Origin of the sequence: Hydrogenophaga sp., assembly GCF_011772445.1 — a bacterium.
Lineage (GTDB): Bacteria > Pseudomonadota > Gammaproteobacteria > Burkholderiales > Burkholderiaceae_C > Hydrogenophaga.
Genome location: NZ_WVZN01000032.1, coordinates 16819 through 38673, shown reverse-complemented (window position 1 = coordinate 38673; position 21855 = coordinate 16819). Strand labels below are relative to the sequence as shown.

Sequence of the window (21855 nt, the reverse complement as noted above, 5' to 3'; positions counted from 1 at the left end):
CAGGTGCCGCCCCCTTGAGGGGGTCGCGCAAAGCGCGGCAGGGGTGGTTCAATTTCTCCAGTAGGCGTACGGCCAGGCCAGTTGGAAGCCTGCGCGCTGGTAGAGCGCCAGCGCGGGCGTGTTGTCCGCCGTGACTTGCAGGAACACGCGCGGGATGCCCCGGCGCAGCGCCTCACCCGCCATGGCGCGCAGCACCATGCCCGCCAAGCCGCGCCCGCGCTGGCGCGCCGCCGTGCGCATGCCGTGCACGCCCAACCAGCCGTGGCTGAAGCTGGCGGCACCGCAGGCCAGGGTCTGGCCCGCTTCGCTCAGGCTGGCAAAGCGCGTGCCGACGGCGCGCGAGAGCGCGCGCGAGCGGCTCGCGCCGTCCACCGGGTCCAGCCCTTCGCCGAGGAACATGGCCAGCCAGGCCGCGTCGGGCGTGTCCGTCAGGCGCAGTTCGATGCCCTGCGGCGGGTCCGGCAGGCGCCGCAACAGTTCGGCGGCTTCGGCGATGTGGGTTTGCGTGGGCTGGGTGCGGGTGAAACCGCGCTCGGCCAGGGCATGGACGAAGGCGTCCCACTCGGGCAATTCGGGCAAGCGCCAGGCCACCGCGAAGCCACGCGCTCGGTAGCGCTCGGCAATGGTGTCGATGAGGGCCGGGTCGGGCACCGCGTGCGACAGCGGCACCGCGCACTGCGCCCGCCCCACGGTGCCGCGGTCCATGGGCAGCAGCCAGCCGGGCAGCCCCTCGTCCACATGCTCCGGTGCCACGGCCTGGACCGTGTTGCGTTCGATGGCCTCAATCACGGCAGGGCCCATCGCCAGCTTTTTAGGCGTTGCCCGCCTGGATGCCCCAGCGCGCCAGCGCCGCGTCGTCGCTCACGCGCGCGTCGACCCAGCGCGCGCCGGCGGGCGTCTCTTCCTTCTTCCAGAACGGCGCCCGGGTCTTGAGGTAGTCCATCAGGAACTCGCAGGCCTGGAAGCTCTGGCCGCGGTGCGCCGAGCTGACGACCACCAGCACGATCTGGTCGAGTGGCTGGAGCGGCCCCACGCGGTGGATGACCCGTGCGCCCAGGATCTGGAAGCGGCGGAAGGCCTCGTCGATCATGGCCTCGATGGCCTTTTCGGTCATGCCGGGGTAGTGCTCCAGCTCCATCGCGCTGACGGACTGGCCGTCGTTGCGATCGCGCACGGTGCCGATGAAGCTGCACACGGCGCCCACGCCCTTGTCCTGCGCGCGCAGGCGCGCGACCTCGGTGCTCAGGTCGAAGTCATCGGTCTGGATGGAGACCCGGCTGGCCACGCTCATCCCCCGGTGACGGGCGGGAAGAAAGCCACCTCGGCGCCATCGGCGAGCGCGGCGGATTCGTCGGCCATGGTCTGGTTGAGCGAGACGCGCACGGCCTTGCCGCGCGCCAGCGCCTCGGCGTGCGCGCCGCCGCGCGCGATGAGTTCGTCGCGCAGCGCGGCCAGTGTGGGCGCCGCCGTGCTGAGCCGCTCGGTACCGGTGCCGATGGCCTCGCGGATGGAGGCGAAGTAGCGCAACTGGATGGTGTTCATGCGAGCAGGTCCGACAGGGCGACGAAGCGCACGGTGTCGCCAGGTGCGATGGTGGTGCCCGATGGGTTGTCGATCAGGCCGTCGGCCCAGACCACCGAGGTGAGCACGCCCGAGCTCTGGTTGGGAAAGAGCTTGACGCCACCGTCGCCATGGCGGCGCGCGCGAAGGAACTCGCGGCGCTTGTCGGCGCGCGGCAGGCTGAAGTCGGCGCGCAGCGGCGTGGCGGGCGGCAGGCGCAGGGCGGCGGGGTCGGCCACGCCCTGCAGCTTGAGCAGGAAGGGCCGCACCAGCAGCAGGAAGGTGACGTAGCTGGACACCGGGTTGCCCGGCAGGCCGATGAAGTGGCAGGCGGTGGCGGCGTCGGCGCCCGCGCCGGCGTCGCGCCGCACGTGGCCGTAAGCGAACGGCTTGCCCGGCTTCATGGCGATCTGCCAGAGGTCGAGCCCACCGAGTTGCTGCACCGAAGGCTTGATGTGGTCTTCTTCCCCGACCGACACGCCGCCGCTGGTGAGGATGAGGTCGTGGTGGTCGGCCGCCGTCTTGAGCGCGGCCAGCGTGGCCTCGCGCTTGTCGGGGACGATGCCGAGGTCGCTCACCTCGCAGCCGAAGCGCTGCAGCAGCGCGCGCAGGAAGAAGCGGTTGGAGTTGTAGATGGCGCCGGGCTTCATGGCCTCGGGCGGCACTTCGCCGGGCATCACGAGTTCGTCGCCGGTGGAGAACAGGGCCACGCGCGGACGGCGCACCACCTTCAGGTGCGCCAGCCCCAGGCTGGCCGCCAGGCCGAGCGCGCCCTCGTCCAGGCGCTGGCCGCGCGTGAGCACGGTGGCGCCGCGCGCCACGTCTTCGCCGCTGCGGCGCACCCATTGGCCGGGCTCGGGAATGGCGTCGATGTGCACCGCGTGCAGGTCTCCGCCGACCTCGCGCGTGTCCTCCTGCATCACCACGGCGTCAGCGCCTTCGGGCATGGGGGCGCCAGTGAAGATCCGCGCGCAGGTGCCTGGCTGCAGGGGTTCGCCTGCGTGGCCCGCCGGGATGCGCTGGCTGATGGGCAGGACCACGCCCTTTTCCGTCACGTCCGCGCGGCGCACCGCGTAGCCGTCCATGGAGGAGTTGTCTTGCGGGGGCACCTGCAGGGCGCTCACCAGGTCCTGGGCGAGCACGCGGCCCACGGCGTCGAAGGTAGGCACCGATTCGGTGCCGGCCAGGGGCGCGGCGCGGCCGAGCAAGGCGGCCAGGGCGTCGTCCAGGGCCATCAGGGGCGCGCGGGCCGGGGCGTTCATGTCTTCTCGGGTGGGCTGTAGTGGAACCGGCTGGCATTGTCGACCAGCCACGCGGCCACGTCATCGGGGGCGTTCAAATCCAGCACCGGGCGTGCGGGTGGCTCGGGCAGGGCGGCGGGGCTGTCGGTGGCGATGGCCAGCACCAGCGGCTGCGCCGGGTAGATCACGCGCTGGCCGCTGGCCTCTCGCCAGACCTCGACCTTGGGCAGGCTGCTGGCCTTGAAGCCCTCGACCAGCACCCAGTCCACGGCGGCGCTCAGCCGCGCGACCAGCGCGTGCACGTCGTGCGTGGTCTCGGTCTCGAACTCGCGCATGACCACCATGCGCCTGGGCGAGGCGGCCACGATCTCCACGGCGCCGGCCTCGCGGTGGCGCCAGGTGTCCTTGCCGGGGTGGTCGATGTCGAAGCTGTGGTGCGCGTGCTTGATGACCGAGACGCGCAGCCCACGCAGGCGCAGGGCCGGGATGAGCTGCTCGACCAGCGTGGTCTTGCCCGAACCCGAGAAGCCCGCGAAGCCGACGACGTTCATGCGGCCGTGGTGTGCTCGGCGATGTACGCCTTGACCGCCGCCGCGTCTGCCGCCATGACCTTCACGCGCTTGGGCAGCGCCTCGATGCCCGCGTAGGCGGCCGGGCGCTCGGGCTCGTGGCCCAGCGCCTCGACGATGGTTTCGGCGAACTTGATCGGCAGCGCGGTTTCCAGCACCACCATGGGCACGCCCGGCTCGAAGTGCTCGCGCGCCACCTTCACGCCATCGGCGGTGTGGGTGTCGATCACCACGGCGAAGCGGCGGTCGACGTCGCGGATGGTGGCGAGTCGGTCGGCGTGGGTGCTGCGCCCGCTCAGGAAGCCGTAGTGGGCGGAGGCATCGGCGAAGACGGCGTCGCCGCTGAGATCGAAGCGGCCCTCGCGCGGCAGCGCGTCGGCAAACAGGGCCTTGCAGCGCGCGGGGTCACGGCCCACCAGGTCGAAGACGAAGCGTTCGAAATTGCTCGCCTTGGAGATGTCCATGGACGGGCTGGAGGTCTCGTGCGTGTCGGCGCTGCCGCGCACGCGGTAGACGCCGGTGCGGAAGAACTCGTCGAGCACGTCGTTTTCGTTCGTGGCCACCACCAGGCGGTGGATGGGCAGGCCCATCTGGCGCGCCACGTGACCGGCGCAGACGTTGCCGAAGTTGCCGCTGGGCACGGTGAAGCTCACGCGCTCGCTGTCACTGCCCGTGGCCTGGAAATAGCCGGCGAAGTAATAGACGACTTGCGCGAGCAGGCGCGCCCAGTTGATGGAATTGACCGTGCCGATCTTGTGGCGGCGCTTGAAGTCGAGGTCGTTGCTGACGGCCTTGACGATGTCCTGGCAATCGTCGAACACGCCCTCGACGGCGATGTTGTGGATGTTCGGGTCCGTGAGGCTGAACATCTGCGCCTGCTGGAAGGGGCTCATGCGGCCGTGGGGGCTGAGCATGAACACGCGCACACCGCGCTTGCCCTTCATGGCGTGCTCGGCCGCGCTGCCGGTGTCGCCGCTGGTGGCGCCCAGGATGTTGAGCTCTTCGCCGCGGCGGCCGAGTTCGTACTCGAACAGCTGGCCGAGCAGTTGCATGGCCATGTCCTTGAAGGCCAGCGTGGGGCCGTTGGACAGGGCCTCGAGGTAGAAGCCGTCGTCGAGTTGCTTGAGCGGCACGATGGCCGGGTTGCCGAACACCGCCTCGGTGTAGGTGCGCTCGCAGATCGCGCGCAGATGGGCCGCGGGAATGTCGTCGATGTAGAGCGAGAGGATCTCGAAGGCCAGCGCCGCGTAGCCACCGGGCTTGCCTTCGTTGAAGACACCGCGCAGGCGCTGCAAGCTGGCGGCGTCCACTTGCGGGTAGCGCTCGGGCAGGTACAGGCCACCGTCGGGCGCCAGGCCTTCGAGCAGGATTTCGCAGAAGCGCTTGCGGTCCGCGTGGCCGCGGGTGGAGAGATACAACATATCAACGGTCCATTTCACTCTCACCCGATCCGCCGCGAGCGCCGCGGTCGAACCGGGAAACACCGCGGAACCGGCTTGGCCGGGCCGCTGGTGTTGCCCCCTTCAGGGGGGAAGCGCCGAAGGCGCTGCGGGGGTGCCTCACGTCAGCGAAGCTCTTCCTTGCGGATGCGCACGATGGGCGACAGCACGGTGGGCAGGGATTGCAACTCGGCCAGCACGGTGTCCATGGTGCCTTCGCGCGTGTCGTGCGTGAGGATGATCAGGTCGGTGCTGGTGGCGCCCTCGCCGCCCACCTCGTCGGCCTCGCGCTGCAGCACGGCGTCGATGCTGATGCCGTTGAGCGCGAGCACGCCCGTGACCTTGGCCAGCACGCCCGCCTCGTCGGCCACGCGCATGCGCAGGTAGTAGCTGGTGATGACCTCGCTCATGGGCAGCACCGGCAGGTCGCTCATGGCGTCGGGCTGGAAGGCCAGGTGCGGCACGCGGTGGTGCGGGTCCGCCGTGTGCAGGCGCGTCACGTCCACCAGGTCGGCGATGACGGCGCTGGCGGTGGGTTCACTGCCCGCGCCTTTGCCGTAGTACAGCGTGGTGCCCACGGCGTCGCCGTGCACCACCACCGCGTTCATCGCGCCTTCGACATTGGCAAGCAGGCGCTTGGCCGGCACCAGACTGGGGTGCACGCGCAACTCGATCCCCTTGGGTGCCCGCTTCGTGATCCCCAGCAGCTTGATGCGGTAGCCCAGTTGCTCGGCGTAACGGATGTCAGTGGCCGACAGCTTGGTGATGCCCTCGACGTGCGCCTTGTGGAACTGCACCGGGACGCCGAAGGCGATGGCGCTCATGATGGTCGCCTTGTGCGCGGCGTCCACGCCCTCGATGTCGAAGCTCGGGTCGGCCTCGGCGTAGCCCAGGCGCTGCGCTTCCTTGAGCACGACCTCGAAGTCGAGCCCCTTGTCGCGCATCTCGGAGAGGATGAAGTTGGTGGTGCCGTTGATGATGCCGGCGATCCATTCGATGTGGTTGGCCGCGAGGCCTTCGCGCAGCGCCTTGATGATGGGGATGCCACCGGCCACCGCGGCCTCGAAGGCCACGATCACGCCGCGAGCCGAGGCGGCAGCGAAGATTTCGGTGCCATGCACCGCCAGCAGTGCCTTGTTGGCCGTGACGACGTGCTTGCCGGCCGAGATGGCCTCCATCACCAGCGCCTTGGCGATGCCGTAGCCGCCGATGAGCTCGATCACGATGTCGATGTCGGGGTTGGCGATCACCTCGCGCGCGTCGCTCACCACGGTGACGCCCTCACCGACCACGGCCCTGGCGCGCGCCACGTCGAGGTCGGCCACCATGGTGATTTCGATGCCGCGGCCGGCGCGGCGGCGAATCTCTTCCTGGTTGCGTCGCAGCACGTTGAAGGTGCCGCTGCCCACGGTGCCAATGCCCAGCAGGCCCACTTGAATCGGTTTCATCGGTCGGTCAGATAAGAAGAACTCAGTTGCCGTGGCGTTTTCGCCAGTGCTCGAGGAAGCGCGCGACGCGGCCGATGGCCTCGCGCAGGTCGTCCTCGTGCGGCAGGAAGACGATGCGGAAGTGCTGGTTGTCGGGGTAATTGAAGCCCGAGCCCTGCACCAGCATCACGCGCGTTTCCTGCAGCAGTTCCAGGAACATCTGCTGGTCGTCCTGCACGGGGTACATCGCCGGATCGAGCTTCGGAAACATGTACAGCGCCGCCTGCGGCTTGACGCAGCTCACCCCCGGGATCGCCGTGATGAGTTCGTAGGCCAGGTCGCGCTGGCGGCGCAGGCGCCCGCCTTCCTGCACCAGGTCGTTGATGCTCTGGTAGCCGCCCAGCGCGGTCTGGATCGCCCACTGGCCCGGCACGTTGGCGCACAGGCGCATGTTCGAGAGCATGTTCAGGCCCTCGATGTAGTCCTTGGCGGGTTTCTTGTCGCCCGACACCACCAGCCAGCCCGCGCGGTAGCCGCAGGATCGGTAGCTCTTGGACAGCGAGTTGAAGGTGAGCGTGAGCACGTCCTCGGACAGGCTGCCGATGGGCACGTGCTTCACGCCGTCGTACAGCACCTTGTCATAGACCTCGTCGGCGAAGATCACCAGCCCGTGCTCGCGCGCGATGGCCACGATCTGTTGCAGCAATTCCCTGGAGTACAGCGCACCCGTGGGGTTGTTCGGGTTGATCACCACGATGCCCTTGGTGGCCGGCGTGATCTTCCGGCGGATGTCGTCGATGTCGGGCATCCAGCCCTTGGACTCCTCGCACATGTAGTGCACCGGCGTGCCGCCCGACAGGCTCGTCGCCGCCGTCCACAGCGGGTAATCGGGGGCCGGCAACAGCAACTCGTCACCGTCGTCCAGCAAGGCGTTCGTCGCCATCACGATCAGCTCGCTCGCGCCGTTGCCGAGGTAGATGTCGTCGAGTGTGACGCCCTTGATGCCCTGCAGCTGCGTCTCGTGCATCACCGCCTTGCGCGCCGCGAAGATGCCCTTGCTGTCCGAATAGCCCGCCGAGTTGGGCAGGTTGCGGATCATGTCCTGCTGGATCTCCTCGGGCGCATCGAAGCCGAACACCGCCAGGTTGCCGATGTTGAGCTTGATGATCTTGTGGCCCTCTTCTTCCATCTGCCGCGCCGCGTCCATGATGGGACCGCGGATGTCGTAGCAGACGTTGGCGAGCTTGGCGGATTTCTGGATGGTCTTCAAAGTCCCTCCGACGACGGGATCGCGACACGCAGGGCTAAGATGCAAGCCTCGCCAGCCACGAGCAAACCGGCAATTTGACCACAGTTCCCCGACCCGCCCAGGGCGCGAACGCCCCATGAAACTGCACCCCGACACGCCCCACCAACTCGCCATCACCTCGCTCGGCGAAGGCTGGATTGCGGTCAATGGCGAGCGGCAGGAGGCGAGTGTGGTCCTGAGCGCGGCCGGGCAGTTGCGCCCCTGGGAGTGCCAGCGCTTCGAGGACCTAACGCCGGCCCATTTCGAGGCGTTGGTGGAGCCGGATGGCGTCACGCCCGAGCTGGTCATCTTCGGCAGCGGTTCGAGCTTGCGTTTCGTCGCGCCGCGCCTGTTGCGAGGCCTGCTCGAACGGGGCATTGGCGTCGAAACGATGGACACGGCGGCCGCCTGTCGCACCTACAACATCCTGGCCGGTGAGGGGCGGCGCGTCACCGCGGCCCTCCTGCAAGAAGGTGGATCCCCGCCCATAAACGGGTAATCCGGGCCCCGAGGAGGTAAAATAGCGGGCTGTTGCCCGGCCAGACCTTCCGTATGCATACGGAGCGCCCGTCCGGCCGTTCGGGCAGCCAACGCAACACCATCCACTTACGTCAGGGGTCTCCACAGCATGGCCGTCGTTGTCAACAAACCCATCCCCGAGTTCGAATCCCAGGCCACCGGCGGCATCAAGGTCAGCCACCAGAGCCACCTCGGGCAAACGCTCGTGCTGTATTTCTACCCCAAGGACAATACGCCCGGCTGCACCACCGAGGCCATGCAGTTCCGCGACAAGTACAAGGATTTTGTCAAGGCCGGCGCCCAGGTGTTCGGTGTCTCGCGCGACAACATGAAGTCGCACGACGACTTCAAGGCCAAGCTCGAATTGCCCTTCGAGCTGATCGCCGACACCGAGGAAAAAATGTGTCACATGTTCGGCGTGGTCAAGAACAAGATCATGTACGGCAAGAAGGTCAAGGGCATCGAGCGCAGCACCTTCCTGATCGGACCTGACGGCGTGCTGCGCCAGGAGTGGCGCGGTCTGAAGGTCCCCGGTCACGTCGAGGAAGTGCTCAAGGCGGTCAAGGCGCTCAAGAAGGCCGCCTGATCGCGATGGTGCGGCGCAGCGACACCTCGCTGCCCCGCCGCCACGCCGAGCCTTCGGCGACATGTGGAAGGTGTATAGTGGTCCGCATGTCTTCGGGCATCTTCCCCGTCCACCGCTGTTTCCCTCCCGTCCGACGCACGCAAAGCCGCCCGGTTCTCCCGGCGGCTTTTTGTTTTTTCGAGCCCGCACGCTGAAGCCCACATGCCCCTGCCCCCCGCCCCCTCCAAACGCGCCGCCCTCCTCGCCCCCGACGCCTATTCCCTGAAGGCCTCCAACGCCAGCCTCGAAGACTTCGACGAGCGCAGCGGCGGCCTGAACATCCTCCCGGACGACGACACACTGACGGCACCCGAGCCGGTCGAAACGCCCGCGCCCCGCAAGGCGCGGCCAGCGCCAGCGGCCAAGACCCGCCGCGCGCCAGCGACGGCTCCCGCGCCCGCCCTGGAACTCAAGAGCCGCCCGGAACGCCCCGAGCCGGCCGCACCCGCCGCGGTCAAACCCGCCACCCCGTCGCCGGTGGCCGCCGCGCGGCGCCGCGCCCCGGGCAAGGGCGTCAGCGGCGGTCCCGCCCGCCTCTTCGTGCTCGACACCAACGTGCTGTTGCACGACCCAATGAGCCTCTTCCGCTTCGAAGAGCACGACATCTACCTGCCGATGATCGTGCTGGAGGAGCTCGACGGCCACAAGAAGGGCATGACCGAGGTCGCGCGCAACGGTCGACAGACCAGCCGAAACCTCGATGGCTTGGCCGCGCAGGCCGGCGGCGACATGACCAAGGGCTTGAAGCTCTCGGCCACCGGTCACCAGTCCGCGCGCGGGCAGCTCTTCTTCCAGACGGAGCAGTTGCTGGGCGAACTGCCCGCCGCGCTCCCGCAGGGCAAGGCCGACAACCAGATCCTGGGCGTGGTGGCCGCGCTGCGCCAGCGACACCCGGAGCGCGAGGTCATTCTGGTGTCGAAGGACATCAACATGCGCGTGAAGGCCCGCGCGCTGGGTCTGGCCGCCGAGGACTACGAAAACGACAAGACCCTGGACGATGGCGAACTGCTCTACCCGGGCTCGCTCGCGCTGCCACAGGACTTCTGGACGCGCCAGAGCAAGACCATCGAAAGCTGGCAGAGCGGCAGCCACACCTTCTACCGCGTCAGCGGTCCGGCGGTGAGCCAGTTCTACATCAACCAGTTCGTCTACTTCGAAGCACCTGGCGAGCCCTCGCTGTACGCGCGCGTGACCGAGATCCGCGACAAGACCGCGGTGCTCAGGACGCTCAAGGACTACACCCACCTCAAGAACGCCGTCTGGGGCGTGACCAGCCGCAACCGCGAGCAGAACTTCGCGCTCAACCTGCTGATGGATCCGGAGATCGACTTCGTGACCCTGGCCGGCACGGCCGGCACGGGCAAGACGCTGATGGCGCTGGCCGCCGGCCTCACGCAGGTGCTCGACGACCGGCGCTACACCGAGATCATCATGACCCGCGCCACCGTGAGCGTGGGCGAGGACATCGGCTTCCTGCCCGGCACCGAGGAAGAGAAGATGGGCCCGTGGATGGGCGCGCTCGACGACAACCTGGAGTTCCTGGCCAAGGGCGACGGCGGCAACGCCGGCGAGTGGGGTCGCGCGGCGACCAACGAGCTCATCCGCAGCCGCATCAAGGTCAAGAGCATGAACTTCATGCGCGGGCGCACCTTCCTGAACAAGTACGTGATCATCGACGAGGCGCAGAACCTGACGCCCAAGCAGATGAAGACGCTGATCACGCGCGCGGGCCCTGGCACCAAGATGATCTGCATGGGCAACCTGGCGCAGATCGACACGCCCTACCTCACCGAAGGGTCTTCGGGTCTGACCTTCGCGGTGGACCGCTTCAAGGGCTGGCCGCACGGCGGGCACATCACGCTGGCGCGTGGCGAGCGCTCGCGGCTGGCTGACTTTGCGTCTGAAGTCCTCTGACGCTCAATAGTCTCCGCCGCCGACCAGGCTTTCAAAGCGGGTCAGCATGTTCAGGAAGGCCAGCTTGACGGTCCCGGTGGGGCCGTTTCGCTGCTTGCCGATGATGATCTCCGCCACCCCTGGCTCCTTGCAGGCGTCCTTGGTGTAGTACTCATCGCGGTAGATGAACATGATGATGTCCGCGTCCTGCTCGATGGCGCCGGATTCGCGCAGGTCGCTCATCATGGGGCGCTTGTCGGTGCGCTGCTCCACCGAGCGGTTGAGCTGCGACAGCGCGATCACCGGGCACTGCAGCTCCTTGGCCAGCATCTTCAGTCCACGCGAGATCTCGCCAAGTTCGGTGGCGCGGTTGTCGCCACCGTCGCTGCTGGAGCCGCTCATGAGCTGCAGGTAGTCGACCACGATCAGGCCGAGCTTGCCGCAGGTGCGCGCCAGGCGCCGGGCATTGGCGCGCAACTCGCTCGGCGTGAGGCCGGGCGTCTCGTCGATGTGCAGTGAGACGTGGCGCAGCTTCTCGATGGCCTCGGTCAGGCGCGGCCATTCCTCGTCGGTGAGCTTGCCGGTGCGCAGGTGGCCCTGGTTGATGCGGCCGATGGAGCCCACGATACGCACCGCGAGCTGGGCGGCCCCCATTTCCATGGAGAACACGGCCACGGGCAGGCCTTCGTTGAGCGCCACGTGCTCGGCGATGTTGATCGCAAAGGCGGTTTTGCCCATGGACGGGCGCGCCGCCAGCACGATCAAGTCACCGCCCTGCAGGCCCGCCGTCATGCGATCGAGGTCGATGAAGCCCGTGGGAACGCCGGTCACGTCTTGCGGGTTGTCGGCCATCTCCTGCACGCGGTCCAGCAGGTCGACCACCAGCCGGTCCATCGACTGGAAGCCCTCCTTCATGCGCGAGCCTTCCTCGCCGATCTTGAAGATCTTCTGCTCCGCCTCGTCGAGGATCTTGGCGACCGGCTTGCCCTGCGGATTGAAGGCGGAGGTGGAAATCTCGTCGCTGGCGGCCACGAGTTTGCGCAGCACGGCGCGTTCGCGAACGATCTCGGCGTAGCGGCGGATGTTGGCCGCGCTGGGCACGTACTGCGCGAGCGAGTTGAGGTAAGCCAAGCCTCCCGCCTCCTCGGCCTTGCCGAGGTTCTGCAGGTGCTCGAACACCGTCACCACGTCGGCCGGCTTGGACGCATTGACCAGCGCGGCGATGGCCGAGTACGCCAGGCGGTGCTCGTAGCGGTAGAAGTCGGAGTCGTTGAGCAGGTCGGCGACGCGGTCCCAGGCACCGTTGTCGAGCAGCAAGCCACCGAGCACGCTGGACTCGGCTTCGATGGAATGGGGGGGGACGCGGAGCTGAGCGACTTGTCGGTCGCCGGTGTCGTCGAGTCCGCTACCAAGGTCGGGAAAGGGGCTGGAAAAGGCGGTGGACATGCGGCTTCTGGGCAAAGGGGCATGGTAAGCCCGGATACCCCTCCCGGGTGTGGACAAGGCTGGGGAGAAGTCCTGCATATCCAGTGCGAAACGCGGGACAGGCAGGGACGGGAAAAAGAAAAGCCGCTGCCCGAAGACAGCGGCTTTCGGCAAGCCGGACGGCTCGCGGGTATCAGGCGGTTTCGCCCAGCACCGAGACGGCCACGTCGACCGTGACGTCGGTGTGCAGGTTGACCTGCACCGTGTAGTCGCCGACGGCCTTCAGCGGGCCGTTGGGCATGCGCACCTGCGACTTCACCACCTCCTTGAAGCCGAGCTTGTGCAGCTCGTCGGTCACGTCGTGGTTGGTGACGGACCCGAACAGGCGGCCATCCACACCGGCCTTCTGCGTGAGCTTGAGGCTGGTGGCGGCGAGCTTCTCGCCTTGGGCCTGGGCAGCGGCCAGCTTGGCGGCAGCGGCTTTTTCCAGTTCGGCGCGGCGGGCTTCGAAGGCCTCCAGGGCGTCCTTGGTGGCGCGGCGGGCCTGGCCGGTCGGGATCAGGAAGTTGCGGGCGTAGCCGTCCTTGACCTTGACGACATCGCCGAGGGCGCCGAGGTTCTGGACTTTTTCGAGAAGAATCACTTGCATGTCGGGCTCCTCGATCAGACGCGGTGCTGATCGCTGTAGGGCAGCATGGCCAGGAAGCGCGCGCGCTTGATGGCGGTGGTGACCTGACGCTGGTAGATCGCGCGGGTGCCGGTCAGGCGCGCGGGAATGATCTTGCCGTTCTCGGAGATGAAGTCGCGCAGGACGTCGATGTCCTTGTAGTCCACCTCTTCGACCTTGGCGACGGTGAAACGGCAGAAGCGCTTGCGCTTGAAGAGCAGCGACTGGGTGTTGCGCTTGGGGCGCTTGTCTTTGTTGAAACGCTTGGGTGCAGCCATGATGGGCCTTTCCTATGTCTTGCTGAATGCCTGGATGTGGAAAACCACGCCTTTGCCGTTGCGCGCGTTCGCGAGGAAGCCGCCAAACACCGCCAGTTCGTTGAGCGCCTGTTTCTGCAGGGTCTCGGCCAGGGGCCCGAAGGCCACGGCACGGATCTGGAGGGCGACGGTTCGGGGGGTGTCCAGTTCGGTCTGCTGCGACTCGTGTTCGAGCACGAGGTTGAGCACCGGGATGCCTGCCGGTGTGTAGCGCAGGTTCTGCACCTGCACCACCGCGGCCTGCAACTGAAAACGGTTCACCCGATTCCCGCGAGCCTCACGCCAGGGGCGTCAGGCGGATTGCTCCTGCGACTGCTGCTGGGCCTTGCGGGCCTCTTCGCGCTCGACCGTCTTCATCATGGACGACGGGCCGGTGTCGGCCTTCTTGCGCTGCACGCTCAGGTGGCGCAGCACGGCGTCGTTGAAGCGGAAGGCGTGCTCCAGCTCGTTCATCACGGCCTGATCGGCCTCGATGTTGACGCAGAGGTAGTGGGCCTTGGACAGCTTGTTGATCTGGTACGCCAGTTGACGGCGGCCCCAGTCTTCAACGCGGTGGATCTTGCCGCCGCCGGCGGTGATCATGCCCTTGTAGCGCTCCAGCATGGCCGGAACCTGTTCGCTCTGATCCGGGTGGATCAGCAAGACGATCTCATAGTGACGCATGGACTCTCCTTGTGGATGACCCCGGCCGACCGGAAAACCCTGGCCGGGGAGGTTGACAGCTGCCCCCAGGCGTCAGCAGGGGTGCAGCAAGGCAAGCCCGCGATTATACAAAAGTGAAAGGCCCGGGCCACCTTGCGGTGGTCCGGGCCGTGGAGTCACCCGCCTCGGGCGGGTGAAAGGCCTCTCAGGCGCCGATCATGCGGCCCGCAGGTTGGGGTAGCGCACGTGCTCCACCAGCTCCTGGATCTTCTTGTTCGGCGCCGGGGTCACCAGGCTGACCAGGATGATCACGGCGAAGCCGATCGGCACGCCGAACAGGCCGGCGGAGATCGGCTGGATGCCCCACCACAGCTCGATCGGCGAGGTGACACCGAACACCGAGCGCAGCCAGGGCTGGGTCGTGGCCATGTAGTAGAAGGTCACGCCCAGGCCGGCGATCATGCCCAGCGAGGCGGCGATGCCGGTGGCGCGCTTCCAGAAGATGCCGAGCACCAGGGCCGGGAAGAACGCCGCCGCCGCGAACGAGAAGGCCGCGGAAACCAGGAACAGGATGTCGGCCGGCTTCTGGGCCGCCACATAGGCGGCGCACAGGGCCACGACCAGCAGCAGCGTCTTGGAGATCGTGACGCGGCGCGCCGTCGAGGCGTTGGGGTCGATCATCTTGTAGTACAGGTCGTGCGACAGCGCGTTGGCGATGGCCAGCAGCAGGCCGTCGGCGGTGGACAGCGCCGCGGCGAGACCGCCGGCCGCCACCAGGCCCGAGATCACGTACGGCAGGCCACCGATGGCCGGGGTTGCCAGCACGATGATGTCGCCGCCGATGCTCATCTCGTTGAGCTGCAGGATGCCGTCCTTGTTGACGTCGGTCACCGAGAGCAATCCGGGATCGACGCGGTTCCAGGCCGCGATCCATTCAGGCAGGTTGTTGAACGGTGTGCCCACGAGTGACGTGAACACCTCGAACTTGACCAGCACCGCCAGCGCAGGCGCCGTGAAGTACAGCAGGAAGATGAAGAACAGCGACCAGGTCACCGAGGCGCGGGCTTCCTTCACGCTGGGCACCGTGTAGTAGCGCATCAGGATGTGCGGCAAGGCGGCGGTGCCCACCATCAGGCAGAAGATGAGCGCGAGGAAGTTGCGGCGCGATTCGTCGAAGGTCTTCTGCGCCGCGGCGTCCCCGTTCGGATCGCCCGCGTACTGCTGCGCATGGCGTGGCATGCCGTTGAGCGGCTTGGTCTTGGCGTCGGCGGCGGCCTTGGCCTTGGTCCAGGCGGCCTTCGCGGCGGCTTCGTCCTTGGGCATGTCGGCCACGGCCTTCTCGGCGGCGGCGATCTCGGCGCTCGGCGCATTGGCGGCGCGCAGGTCGGCCAGCTTCTTGTCGGCAGCGGCCTTGTCGGCGGCCAGGGCGGCGGCCGGATCCTTCAGCTTCGCGGCCAGCGCGTCGGAGCGCGCCTGGAACACGCCGCGCACTTCGAGCTCCTTCGGATCGTTGATCAGGCGCTTCTCGGCTTCGGTGACCTTGAGCAGTTGCTGACCATAGATCGCCTGCGGCACCGGCACGCTGGTCTGCTTCACCGACAGCCACACCACCGGGATCATGTAGGCAATGATCAGGATGATGTACTGGGCCACCTGCGTCCAGGTGACCGCGCGCATGCCGCCCAGGAACGAGCACACCAGAATGCCGCCGAGGCCCAGGAAGACCCCGAGCTCGAAGGCCACGCCGGTCAGGCGCGCGGTGATGATGCCCACGCCGTAGATCTGCGCCACCACGTAGGTGAAGGAGCAGAGGATGGCGGCGAAGATGCCAAGGAAACGCGGCAGGTTGCCGCCGTAGCGCTCACCCAGGAAGTCGGGGATGGTGAACTGCCCGAACTTGCGCAGGTACGGCGCCAGGAACAGCGCCACCAGGCAATAGCCGCCCGTCCAGCCCATGATGAAGGCCAGGCCGCCGTAGCCCGAGAGGTACAGCGTGCCGGCCATGCCGATGAAGGACGCGGCCGACATCCAGTCGGCACCGGTGGCCATGCCGTTGTAGACGGCTGGCACGCGGCGCCCGGCCACGTAGTACTCCGCCGCGTCGGTGGTGCGGCTCATGATGCCGATGCCCGCATAGAGCGCGATCGTGGCGATCAGGAAGATGAAGCCGATCCACTCGCGCGACAGCCCGAGTTGTTCGAAGATGGCCAGGGCGACCACGAAGACGAAGAAGCCGCCCGTGTACCACTTGTAGACCTTGTTGAGCTGCTTCTTGAATGCAGCGTTGGAGCCTGCACCGCCGGCGGCGCCGGTTTCAAACATGCCTGCCATGGTTCACTCCTCGGCTTCGTCGACACCGTGTTCGATGTCGAGCTTGTTCATGTACCAGGCATAGAAGCCGATGATGGCCACGTAGACCACCAGAGCCCCCTGCGCGCCAACCCAGAAGCTGAACGGCCAACCGAAGAAGTTGAAGTTCAGATCCCGGGCGAAGTAGCCCACCACGAACGTCACGAAGAACCAGATTGCAAGCAATATGGCCGTGATGTTGAGGTTCTTCCGCCAGTAGTGGCGGTGCTTCTCAGACAATTGCATCGCGTCGACCTCCATCAACAAGACCCTCTCGGGCACGTCACGGACACCACCGTCTCCTCATGGCGGCCTGCAACCGGTCCGTGTTCTCGGCACCGGGCTCGCGCCCGGCACCCCTTTTGCTCAGCCGCTCGGCGGCAGCGCGCTTCAAGCCGGGGATTTCCCCAGACCGGTTTCGCGCTCCAGCTGAGCGGCCACCTTGGGCTCGAACTTTCGAAGGTGGCGAATGATCTTCGCCGCCTCCTCGGGCTCTTGCCGGTCGACATGGACCCGCGCCAGCTGGTACCAGCCGTACGGGCTCATGGGCTGCAGTTCGGTGTTGCGCTTGAGGGCCACCACGGCGTCGTCGAAACGGCGCTGGCGGATCAGGCACAGGGCCAGGCCGTACCAGGCCCGGTCGAATGTGTCGTCGAGGGCGATGGCCTGGCGAAACGCGGCCTCGGCCTCGTCGATGCGGCCCAGGTCCTCGCGCAGGAAGCCGAGGTTGAACCAGCCCGCCGCGTGTCGCGGCTGCAGGTTCACGAGGCGTTCGAGCGCCTGCGCCGCACCGGCCTTGTCGCCCTGCTCCGCCAGCACGTGCGCGCGCGTGGCCCAGGCGTAGGCGTCGTCCGGGTCGATGGCCAGCAGGCTGTCCACGCGATCCAGCGCCGCCTGGCGCCGGTTGAACACCAGCAGCGACTTGATCTGCAGGCGAAGGAACCAGCGATTGAGCGCACCCGTCATTTGCACAACTCCACGCCGATGTGGATGCAGTGGTTGATGCGCAGCGCGGTCACCACGATCCAGGCAAAGGCCAGCACGAGAAAGGCCACGAGCGGCACGTGGCGGTCAAGCACGATGCTGCGCGGCGAGATGAAGCGCGCCATCACCACGAAGGGCCGGCCCACCTGCGCGAGGATCTGATAGAAGAGATTGGTGTCTCGCTTGGCGCCAGCGAGCAGACCCAGCACCCACTGGCCGAACAGCGACATGAGCGCGATCTCGAAGATCAGCTTGAGGGCGGAGAGAAGCAGCAGCATGCGAAGGGTGTGCCTTGATTTGCCGCGATTCTGGGCGGGCAACTTACCGCCTTCTTACAAAGGTGTCAGACAAGGCGCCCAGGCAGGTCAAACCCTCTCGGGGTTTTCCCGTGGGTGCTTCGCTGCGGCGCAATGAAAAACGGCCGGGTCTCCCCGGCCGTTGTCTTGGTGAATACCGAAGACCTCAGGCCCCGGGCTGCGCCAGCAGTTGCCAGGTGTCGACCACCGTGTCGGGGTTGAGCGAGATCGAGCTGATGCCCTCGTCGCGCAGCCATTGCGCGAAGTCGGGGTGGTCGCTGGGGCCCTGGCCGCAGATGCCCACGTACTTGCCTTCGGCCTTGCAGGCGCCGATGGCGAGCTTGAGCAGCGCGCGCACGGCCGGGTCGCGCTCGTCGAAGTCGTGCGCCAGCAGCTCCAGGCCCGAGTCGCGGTCCAGGCCCAGAGTGAGCTGGGTGAGGTCGTTCGAGCCGATGGAGAAGCCGTCGAAGTACTGCAGGAAGTCCTCGGCGAGCACGGCGTTGCTGGGGATCTCGCACATCATGATGAGCTGCAGGCCGTTCTCGCCGCGCTTCAAGCCCTTGGCCGCCAGCAGCTCGGTCACGCGCTGCGCCTGCGCCAGCGTGCGCACGAAGGGCACCATGACCTGCACGTTGGTCAGGCCCATGTCCTCGCGCACGCGCTTGAGCGCCTCGCACTCCATGGCGAAAGCCTCGGCGAAGTCGTGGCTGATGTAGCGCGCCGCACCGCGGAAACCCAGCATGGGGTTCTCTTCGTCGGGCTCGTAGCGCGAGCCGCCCACGAGCTTGCGGTACTCGTTGCTCTTGAAGTCCGACAGGCGAACGATCACCGGCTTGGGCCAGAAGGCCGCCGCGATGGTGGCCACGCCTTCGGCGACCTTGTCGACGTAGAACGCGCGCGGCGAGGCGTGGCCCCGCGCCACCGACTCGACCGCCTTCTTCAGATCGGCGTCGATCTGCGGGTAGTCGAGGATGGCCTTGGGGTGCACGCCGATGTTGTTGTTGATGATGAACTCGAGCCGCGCCAGGCCCACGCCGCCGTTGGGGATCTGCGCGAAGTCGAAGGCGAGCTGCGGGTTGCCCACGTTCATCATGATCTTGACGTCGAGATCGGGCATCTCGCCGCGCTTGACTTCGGTCACCTCGGTCTCGAGCAGGCCGTCGTAGATGTTGCCGGTGTCGCCCTCGGCGCAGCTCACGGTGACGAGGGTGCCGTCCTTCAACAACTCGGTGGCGTCGCCGCAGCCCACCACGGCGGGGATGCCGAGTTCGCGCGCGATGATGGCCGCGTGGCAGGTGCGCCCGCCGCGGTTGGTGACGATGGCGCTGGCGCGCTTCATCACCGGCTCCCAGTCGGGGTCGGTCATGTCGGTGACGAGCACGTCGCCGGGCTGTACCTTGTCCATCTCGCTGATGCTGTGCACCAGGCGCACCGGGCCCGTGCCCACCTTCTGCCCGATGGCCCGGCCGCTGGCCAGCACCGCGCCCTTGCCCTTGAGCTTGTAGCGCACCTCGGTCTTGCCCGCGCCCTGGCTCTTCACCGTCTCGGGGCGGGCCTGCAGGATGTAGATCTGGCCGTCGGTGCCGTCCTTGCCCCACTCGATGTCCATGGGCCGGCCGTAGTGCTGCTCGATCACCAGCGCGTATTGCGCCAGTTGCGCCACGTCGGCGTCGCTCAGGCTGTAGCGGTTGCGCTGCTCCACCGGCACGTCCACGGTCTTCACCAGCTTGCCCTTGAGCGGGCCTTCCGCGGCCTTCTCCTCGGCCGTGCTGAACACCATCTGGATCAGCTTGCTGCCCAGGTTGCGGCGGATCAGCGCGCGCTTGCCCGCCTTGAGCATGGGCTTGTGCACGTAGAACTCGTCGGGGTTCACCGCGCCCTGCACCACCGTCTCGCCCAGGCCGTAGCTGCTGGTGATGAAGACCACGTCGGAGAAGCCGCTCTCGGTGTCGATGGTGAACATCACGCCGGCCGCGCCCAGGTCGGAGCGCACCATGCGCTGCACGCCGGCCGACAGCGCCACGTCGGCGTGGGCGAAACCCTTGTGCACGCGGTAGCTGATGGCGCGGTCGTTGTAGAGGCTGGCGAAGACCTCCTTCATCTTGTGCAGCACCTCGTCGATGCCGACCACGTTGAGGAAGGTCTCCTGCTGGCCGGCGAAGGACGCGTCGGGCAGGTCCTCGGCGGTGGCGGAGGAGCGCACCGCGAACGAGGCCTTGTCATTGCCTTCGCTCAGGGTGATGAACGCCGCGCGGATGGCCTGTTCCAGATCGGCCGGGAACGGCTGGGCCTCGACCCAGCCGCGGATCTCGGCGCCGGCCGCGGCCAGGGCGCGCACGTCCTCGGTGTCGAGCGAGCCCAGGCGGGCGTTGATGCGGTCGGCCAGGCCATCGTGCTTGAGGAATTCCCGGAAGGCGTGCGCCGTGGTGGCAAAACCCGTGGGCACCTTCACGCCGCTGGGCAGCTGCGAAATCATCTCGCCGAGGCTGGCGTTCTTGCCGCCGACCGACTCGACGTCGCTCATTCGCAGCTTTTCGAAGGGCACGACCAGGGCGGTCGGCTCGAACAGGTTGGACATGGAAAAACTCCTGAGGTTGAAAAACCGGGGGTCCATGCGCCAGCGTGTGACCTGTGCTTCTGTTGTGGGTCGGCCACCGGGCAAGGCGGAAATCGGGGGGCGGCGTGGCCCGGATAATGGCCCGCCACGCAACAGCAGCGGATTGTAAGGACGCCCTCCCATGTCCCTCAGAACGGTTTTCTTCGTCTCCGACGGCACCGGCATCACCGCCGAAACCTTCGGTAACGCCATCCTCGCCCAGTTCGAGGCCACGGTGCGCCGGGTGCGACTGCCCTTCCTGGACAGCGTGGACAAGGCCCACCAGGCCGTGCGCCAGATCAACCACACCGCCGAAGTGGAGGGCAAGCGCCCGCTGGTGTTCACCACCGTGGTCAACGACGAGGTGCTCGACGTCTTCCAGCACCACTGCCGCGGCATGCTGCTCGACATGTTCGGCACCTTCGTTCAACCGCTGGAGGAAGAGCTTGGCATCAAGAGCAACCACCGCGTGGGCCGCTTCTCCGATGCCTCCAAGAGCAAGGCCTACCACGACCGCATCGAGGCCATCAACTACTCGCTGGCGCACGACGATGGCCAGAGCGACAAGGACCTGGAGAGCGCCGACGTGATCCTGGTGGGCGTGAGCCGCAGCGGCAAGACGCCGACCTCGCTCTACCTGGCCATGCAGTACGGCCTGAAGGCATCCAACTACCCCCTGATCCCCGAAGACTTCGAACGCCGCAAGCTGCCGCCGGCCCTGGTGGCGCACCGCAAGAAGCTCTTCGGCCTGACCATCGCGCCCGACCGCCTGAGCGAGATCCGCAACGAGCGCCGCCCCAATTCGCGCTACGCCGACCTGGAGAACTGCCGCAACGAGGTGGCCGAGGCCGAGGCCATGATGCGCCGCGAAGGCATCCGCTGGCTGTCCACCACCACCAAGTCGATCGAGGAGATCGCCACCACCATCCTGCAGGAGCTGCGGCCCGAGCGCCTGGAATATTGATGGCCCCCGGCGGATCGCCGCGGCCCGCCTCCCTCAGTTGGGGGAGCGGCGCGACCCCCGCGATTGACGCGCCTGTGGTGCCCTCCCAGAATCCGTGCGGCGTTTCACGGATTGTTACCCCTGGAGGGTGCCATGACGAAGAAGGGCAAGGCGGACAGCGGCGGCGCCCCCCGGGGACTGTCGCTGCACATCGGCATCAACGAGGTGAGCGCCGATGCCTACGAAGGCTGGACCGGGCCGCTGGCGGCCTGCGAGGCCGACGCCCATGACATGGCCGCATTGGCCGTCGCCCGCGGCCTGAAGGCCAGCCTGCTCATCACCCCCAAGGCCACGCGCCGCAACGTGCTGCGCGCCTTGCGCGCCGCCGCCAAGGCACTCGTGGCGGGCGATCTGTTCCTGCTGACGTTCTCCGGCCACGGGGGTCAGGTCGACGACGTGACCGGCGACCAGGACGAGGAGGACGACAAGCTCGACGAAACCTGGTGCCTGTACGACGGCCAGTTCATCGACGACGAGCTGTACCTGGAACTGAGCCGCTTTGGCCAGGGCGTGCGCGTGCTGGTGCTGTCCGACAGTTGCCACAGCGGCACCGTCACGCGCGCGCCCGATCCGGCCCTGGCCAATGGCCGTCCGCGCCAGATGCCGCGCGACATCGCCCGCCGCGTGTACCAGGCGCACCGCGCCTTCTACGACGACCTGCAGCGGGACGTGGCCAAGGCCGCCAGCGCCGCACCGGTGGACCCCGACACGGCGCTGGCCAATGTCGCCGTGAGCCAGCGCCTCAGCGCCATCGTCAAGGACTTCAAGCCCGCCGTCATCCTGATCTCGGGCTGCCAGGACAACCAGTTCTCCATGGACGGCGACCACAACGGCGCCTTCACCGGCCAACTGCTGCGCGTGTGGAACGACGGCCGCTTCAAGGGCAGCCATGCGCGTCTGCACGCGCTGGTGCGCGCGGGCCTGCCGGCCACGCAGTCACCCAATCTGTTCACGCTCGGCCCGGCGGCCGGATTCCTGCAACAGACGCCCTTTACGGTGTAACCAGCGGTCCGGG

Annotated in this window: 23 protein-coding genes; 5 read left to right on the top strand and 18 right to left on the bottom strand. The window is 67.4% G+C overall.

Going from position 1 to position 21855, the window contains the following annotated elements:
- Window positions 1–48: 48 nt before the first annotated feature.
- The 8 genes from GTO19_RS13675 to GTO19_RS13640 all read right to left on the bottom strand — a co-directional run bounded on the left by GTO19_RS13675 (window position 49) and on the right by GTO19_RS13640 (window position 7506).
- On the bottom strand, window positions 49–789 hold the full coding sequence (locus GTO19_RS13675; protein WP_291021780.1) for a GNAT family N-acetyltransferase: 741 nt from the start codon (window positions 787–789) through the stop codon (window positions 49–51).
- Between the two features lie 22 nt (window positions 790–811).
- A complete protein-coding gene (locus GTO19_RS13670; RefSeq protein ID WP_291021778.1) occupies window positions 812–1291 on the bottom strand; it encodes a molybdenum cofactor biosynthesis protein MoaE in 480 nt (159 codons plus the stop codon).
- Complete coding sequence (gene moaD, locus GTO19_RS13665) at window positions 1288–1542, bottom strand: molybdopterin converting factor subunit 1 (RefSeq protein WP_291021776.1); 255 nt, start codon at window positions 1540–1542, stop codon at window positions 1288–1290. Before moaD ends, GTO19_RS13670 begins: the two co-directional genes overlap by 4 nt.
- Complete coding sequence (gene glp / locus GTO19_RS13660) at window positions 1539–2822, bottom strand: gephyrin-like molybdotransferase Glp (RefSeq protein WP_291021774.1); 1284 nt, start codon at window positions 2820–2822, stop codon at window positions 1539–1541. The genes moaD and glp overlap by 4 nt, the downstream gene beginning before the upstream one ends.
- Window positions 2819–3352, bottom strand: coding sequence for a molybdopterin-guanine dinucleotide biosynthesis protein B (mobB, locus tag GTO19_RS13655; protein ID WP_291021772.1), 534 nt, complete (start codon window positions 3350–3352; stop codon window positions 2819–2821). The genes glp and mobB overlap by 4 nt, the downstream gene beginning before the upstream one ends.
- The gene (thrC, locus tag GTO19_RS13650) at window positions 3349–4791 is read right to left on the bottom strand and encodes a threonine synthase (protein ID WP_291021770.1); all 1443 of its coding nucleotides are present in this window, start codon (window positions 4789–4791) and stop codon (window positions 3349–3351) included. The genes mobB and thrC overlap by 4 nt, the downstream gene beginning before the upstream one ends.
- A 143-nt stretch (window positions 4792–4934) precedes the next feature.
- A complete protein-coding gene (locus GTO19_RS13645) occupies window positions 4935–6257 on the bottom strand; it encodes a homoserine dehydrogenase (RefSeq protein WP_291021767.1) in 1323 nt (440 codons plus the stop codon).
- Window positions 6258–6279: 22 nt separating this feature from the next.
- Window positions 6280–7506 (bottom strand): pyridoxal phosphate-dependent aminotransferase, encoded by a 1227-nt coding sequence (locus GTO19_RS13640; RefSeq protein WP_291021765.1) that lies wholly within the window; start codon window positions 7504–7506, stop codon window positions 6280–6282.
- A 115-nt stretch (window positions 7507–7621) separates the two neighbouring features.
- On the opposite strand from GTO19_RS13640, the gene GTO19_RS13635 reads away from it, so the two are divergent.
- The 3 genes from GTO19_RS13635 (at window position 7622) to GTO19_RS13625 (ending at window position 10582) form a co-directional block, all read left to right on the top strand.
- Complete coding sequence (locus GTO19_RS13635) at window positions 7622–8023, top strand: Mth938-like domain-containing protein (protein WP_291021764.1); 402 nt, start codon at window positions 7622–7624, stop codon at window positions 8021–8023.
- A 129-nt stretch (window positions 8024–8152) separates the two neighbouring features.
- Window positions 8153–8629 (top strand): peroxiredoxin, encoded by a 477-nt coding sequence (locus GTO19_RS13630; RefSeq protein ID WP_291021762.1) that lies wholly within the window; start codon window positions 8153–8155, stop codon window positions 8627–8629.
- A gap of 201 nt (window positions 8630–8830) precedes the next feature.
- Window positions 8831–10582: a PhoH family protein gene (locus GTO19_RS13625; RefSeq protein WP_291021760.1), complete on the top strand. Its 1752-nt coding sequence runs from the start codon at window positions 8831–8833 to the stop codon at window positions 10580–10582.
- 3 nt (window positions 10583–10585) lie between these two features.
- On the opposite strand, the gene dnaB is transcribed toward GTO19_RS13625, so the two are convergent.
- The 10 genes from dnaB to ppsA all read right to left on the bottom strand — a co-directional run bounded on the left by dnaB (window position 10586) and on the right by ppsA (window position 19819).
- Window positions 10586–12007 carry a replicative DNA helicase gene (gene dnaB / locus GTO19_RS13620; RefSeq protein WP_291021758.1) on the bottom strand — a complete coding sequence of 474 codons (1422 nt, stop codon included), beginning with the start codon at window positions 12005–12007 and terminating at the stop codon, window positions 10586–10588.
- Between the two features lie 172 nt (window positions 12008–12179).
- Window positions 12180–12635 carry a 50S ribosomal protein L9 gene (gene rplI, locus GTO19_RS13615; protein WP_291021756.1) on the bottom strand — a complete coding sequence of 152 codons (456 nt, stop codon included), beginning with the start codon at window positions 12633–12635 and terminating at the stop codon, window positions 12180–12182.
- 14 nt (window positions 12636–12649) lie between these two features.
- Window positions 12650–12931, bottom strand: a complete 282-nt coding sequence (gene rpsR / locus GTO19_RS13610; RefSeq protein WP_009520643.1) for a 30S ribosomal protein S18 — start codon at window positions 12929–12931, stop codon at window positions 12650–12652.
- 12 nt (window positions 12932–12943) lie between these two features.
- Window positions 12944–13231: a primosomal replication protein N gene (gene priB / locus GTO19_RS13605; protein WP_291021754.1), complete on the bottom strand. Its 288-nt coding sequence runs from the start codon at window positions 13229–13231 to the stop codon at window positions 12944–12946.
- Window positions 13232–13261: 30 nt separating this feature from the next.
- Window positions 13262–13633, bottom strand: coding sequence for a 30S ribosomal protein S6 (gene rpsF / locus GTO19_RS13600; RefSeq protein ID WP_070397866.1), 372 nt, complete (start codon window positions 13631–13633; stop codon window positions 13262–13264).
- A 195-nt stretch (window positions 13634–13828) separates the two neighbouring features.
- The gene (locus GTO19_RS13595) at window positions 13829–15943 is read right to left on the bottom strand and encodes a sodium:solute symporter family protein (protein WP_291021753.1); all 2115 of its coding nucleotides are present in this window, start codon (window positions 15941–15943) and stop codon (window positions 13829–13831) included.
- A gap of 3 nt (window positions 15944–15946) precedes the next feature.
- On the bottom strand, window positions 15947–16207 hold the full coding sequence (locus tag GTO19_RS13590) for a DUF4212 domain-containing protein (RefSeq protein WP_291021752.1): 261 nt from the start codon (window positions 16205–16207) through the stop codon (window positions 15947–15949).
- A 144-nt stretch (window positions 16208–16351) separates the two neighbouring features.
- Window positions 16352–16927 carry a tetratricopeptide repeat protein gene (locus GTO19_RS13585; RefSeq protein WP_291021751.1) on the bottom strand — a complete coding sequence of 192 codons (576 nt, stop codon included), beginning with the start codon at window positions 16925–16927 and terminating at the stop codon, window positions 16352–16354.
- Complete coding sequence (locus GTO19_RS13580) at window positions 16924–17223, bottom strand: hypothetical protein (RefSeq protein ID WP_291021750.1); 300 nt, start codon at window positions 17221–17223, stop codon at window positions 16924–16926. The genes GTO19_RS13585 and GTO19_RS13580 overlap by 4 nt, the downstream gene beginning before the upstream one ends.
- A gap of 184 nt (window positions 17224–17407) precedes the next feature.
- Window positions 17408–19819, bottom strand: coding sequence for a phosphoenolpyruvate synthase (ppsA, locus tag GTO19_RS13575; RefSeq protein ID WP_291021749.1), 2412 nt, complete (start codon window positions 19817–19819; stop codon window positions 17408–17410).
- A 160-nt stretch (window positions 19820–19979) separates the two neighbouring features.
- Here ppsA and GTO19_RS13570 point away from each other — a divergent pair, with 160 nt between their 5' ends.
- The gene (locus GTO19_RS13570; protein WP_009520635.1) at window positions 19980–20801 is read left to right on the top strand and encodes a pyruvate, water dikinase regulatory protein; all 822 of its coding nucleotides are present in this window, start codon (window positions 19980–19982) and stop codon (window positions 20799–20801) included.
- Window positions 20802–20933: 132 nt separating this feature from the next.
- Window positions 20934–21842, top strand: a complete 909-nt coding sequence (locus GTO19_RS13565; RefSeq protein ID WP_291021748.1) for a caspase family protein — start codon at window positions 20934–20936, stop codon at window positions 21840–21842.
- The last annotated feature ends 13 nt before the right edge of the window (window positions 21843–21855 follow it).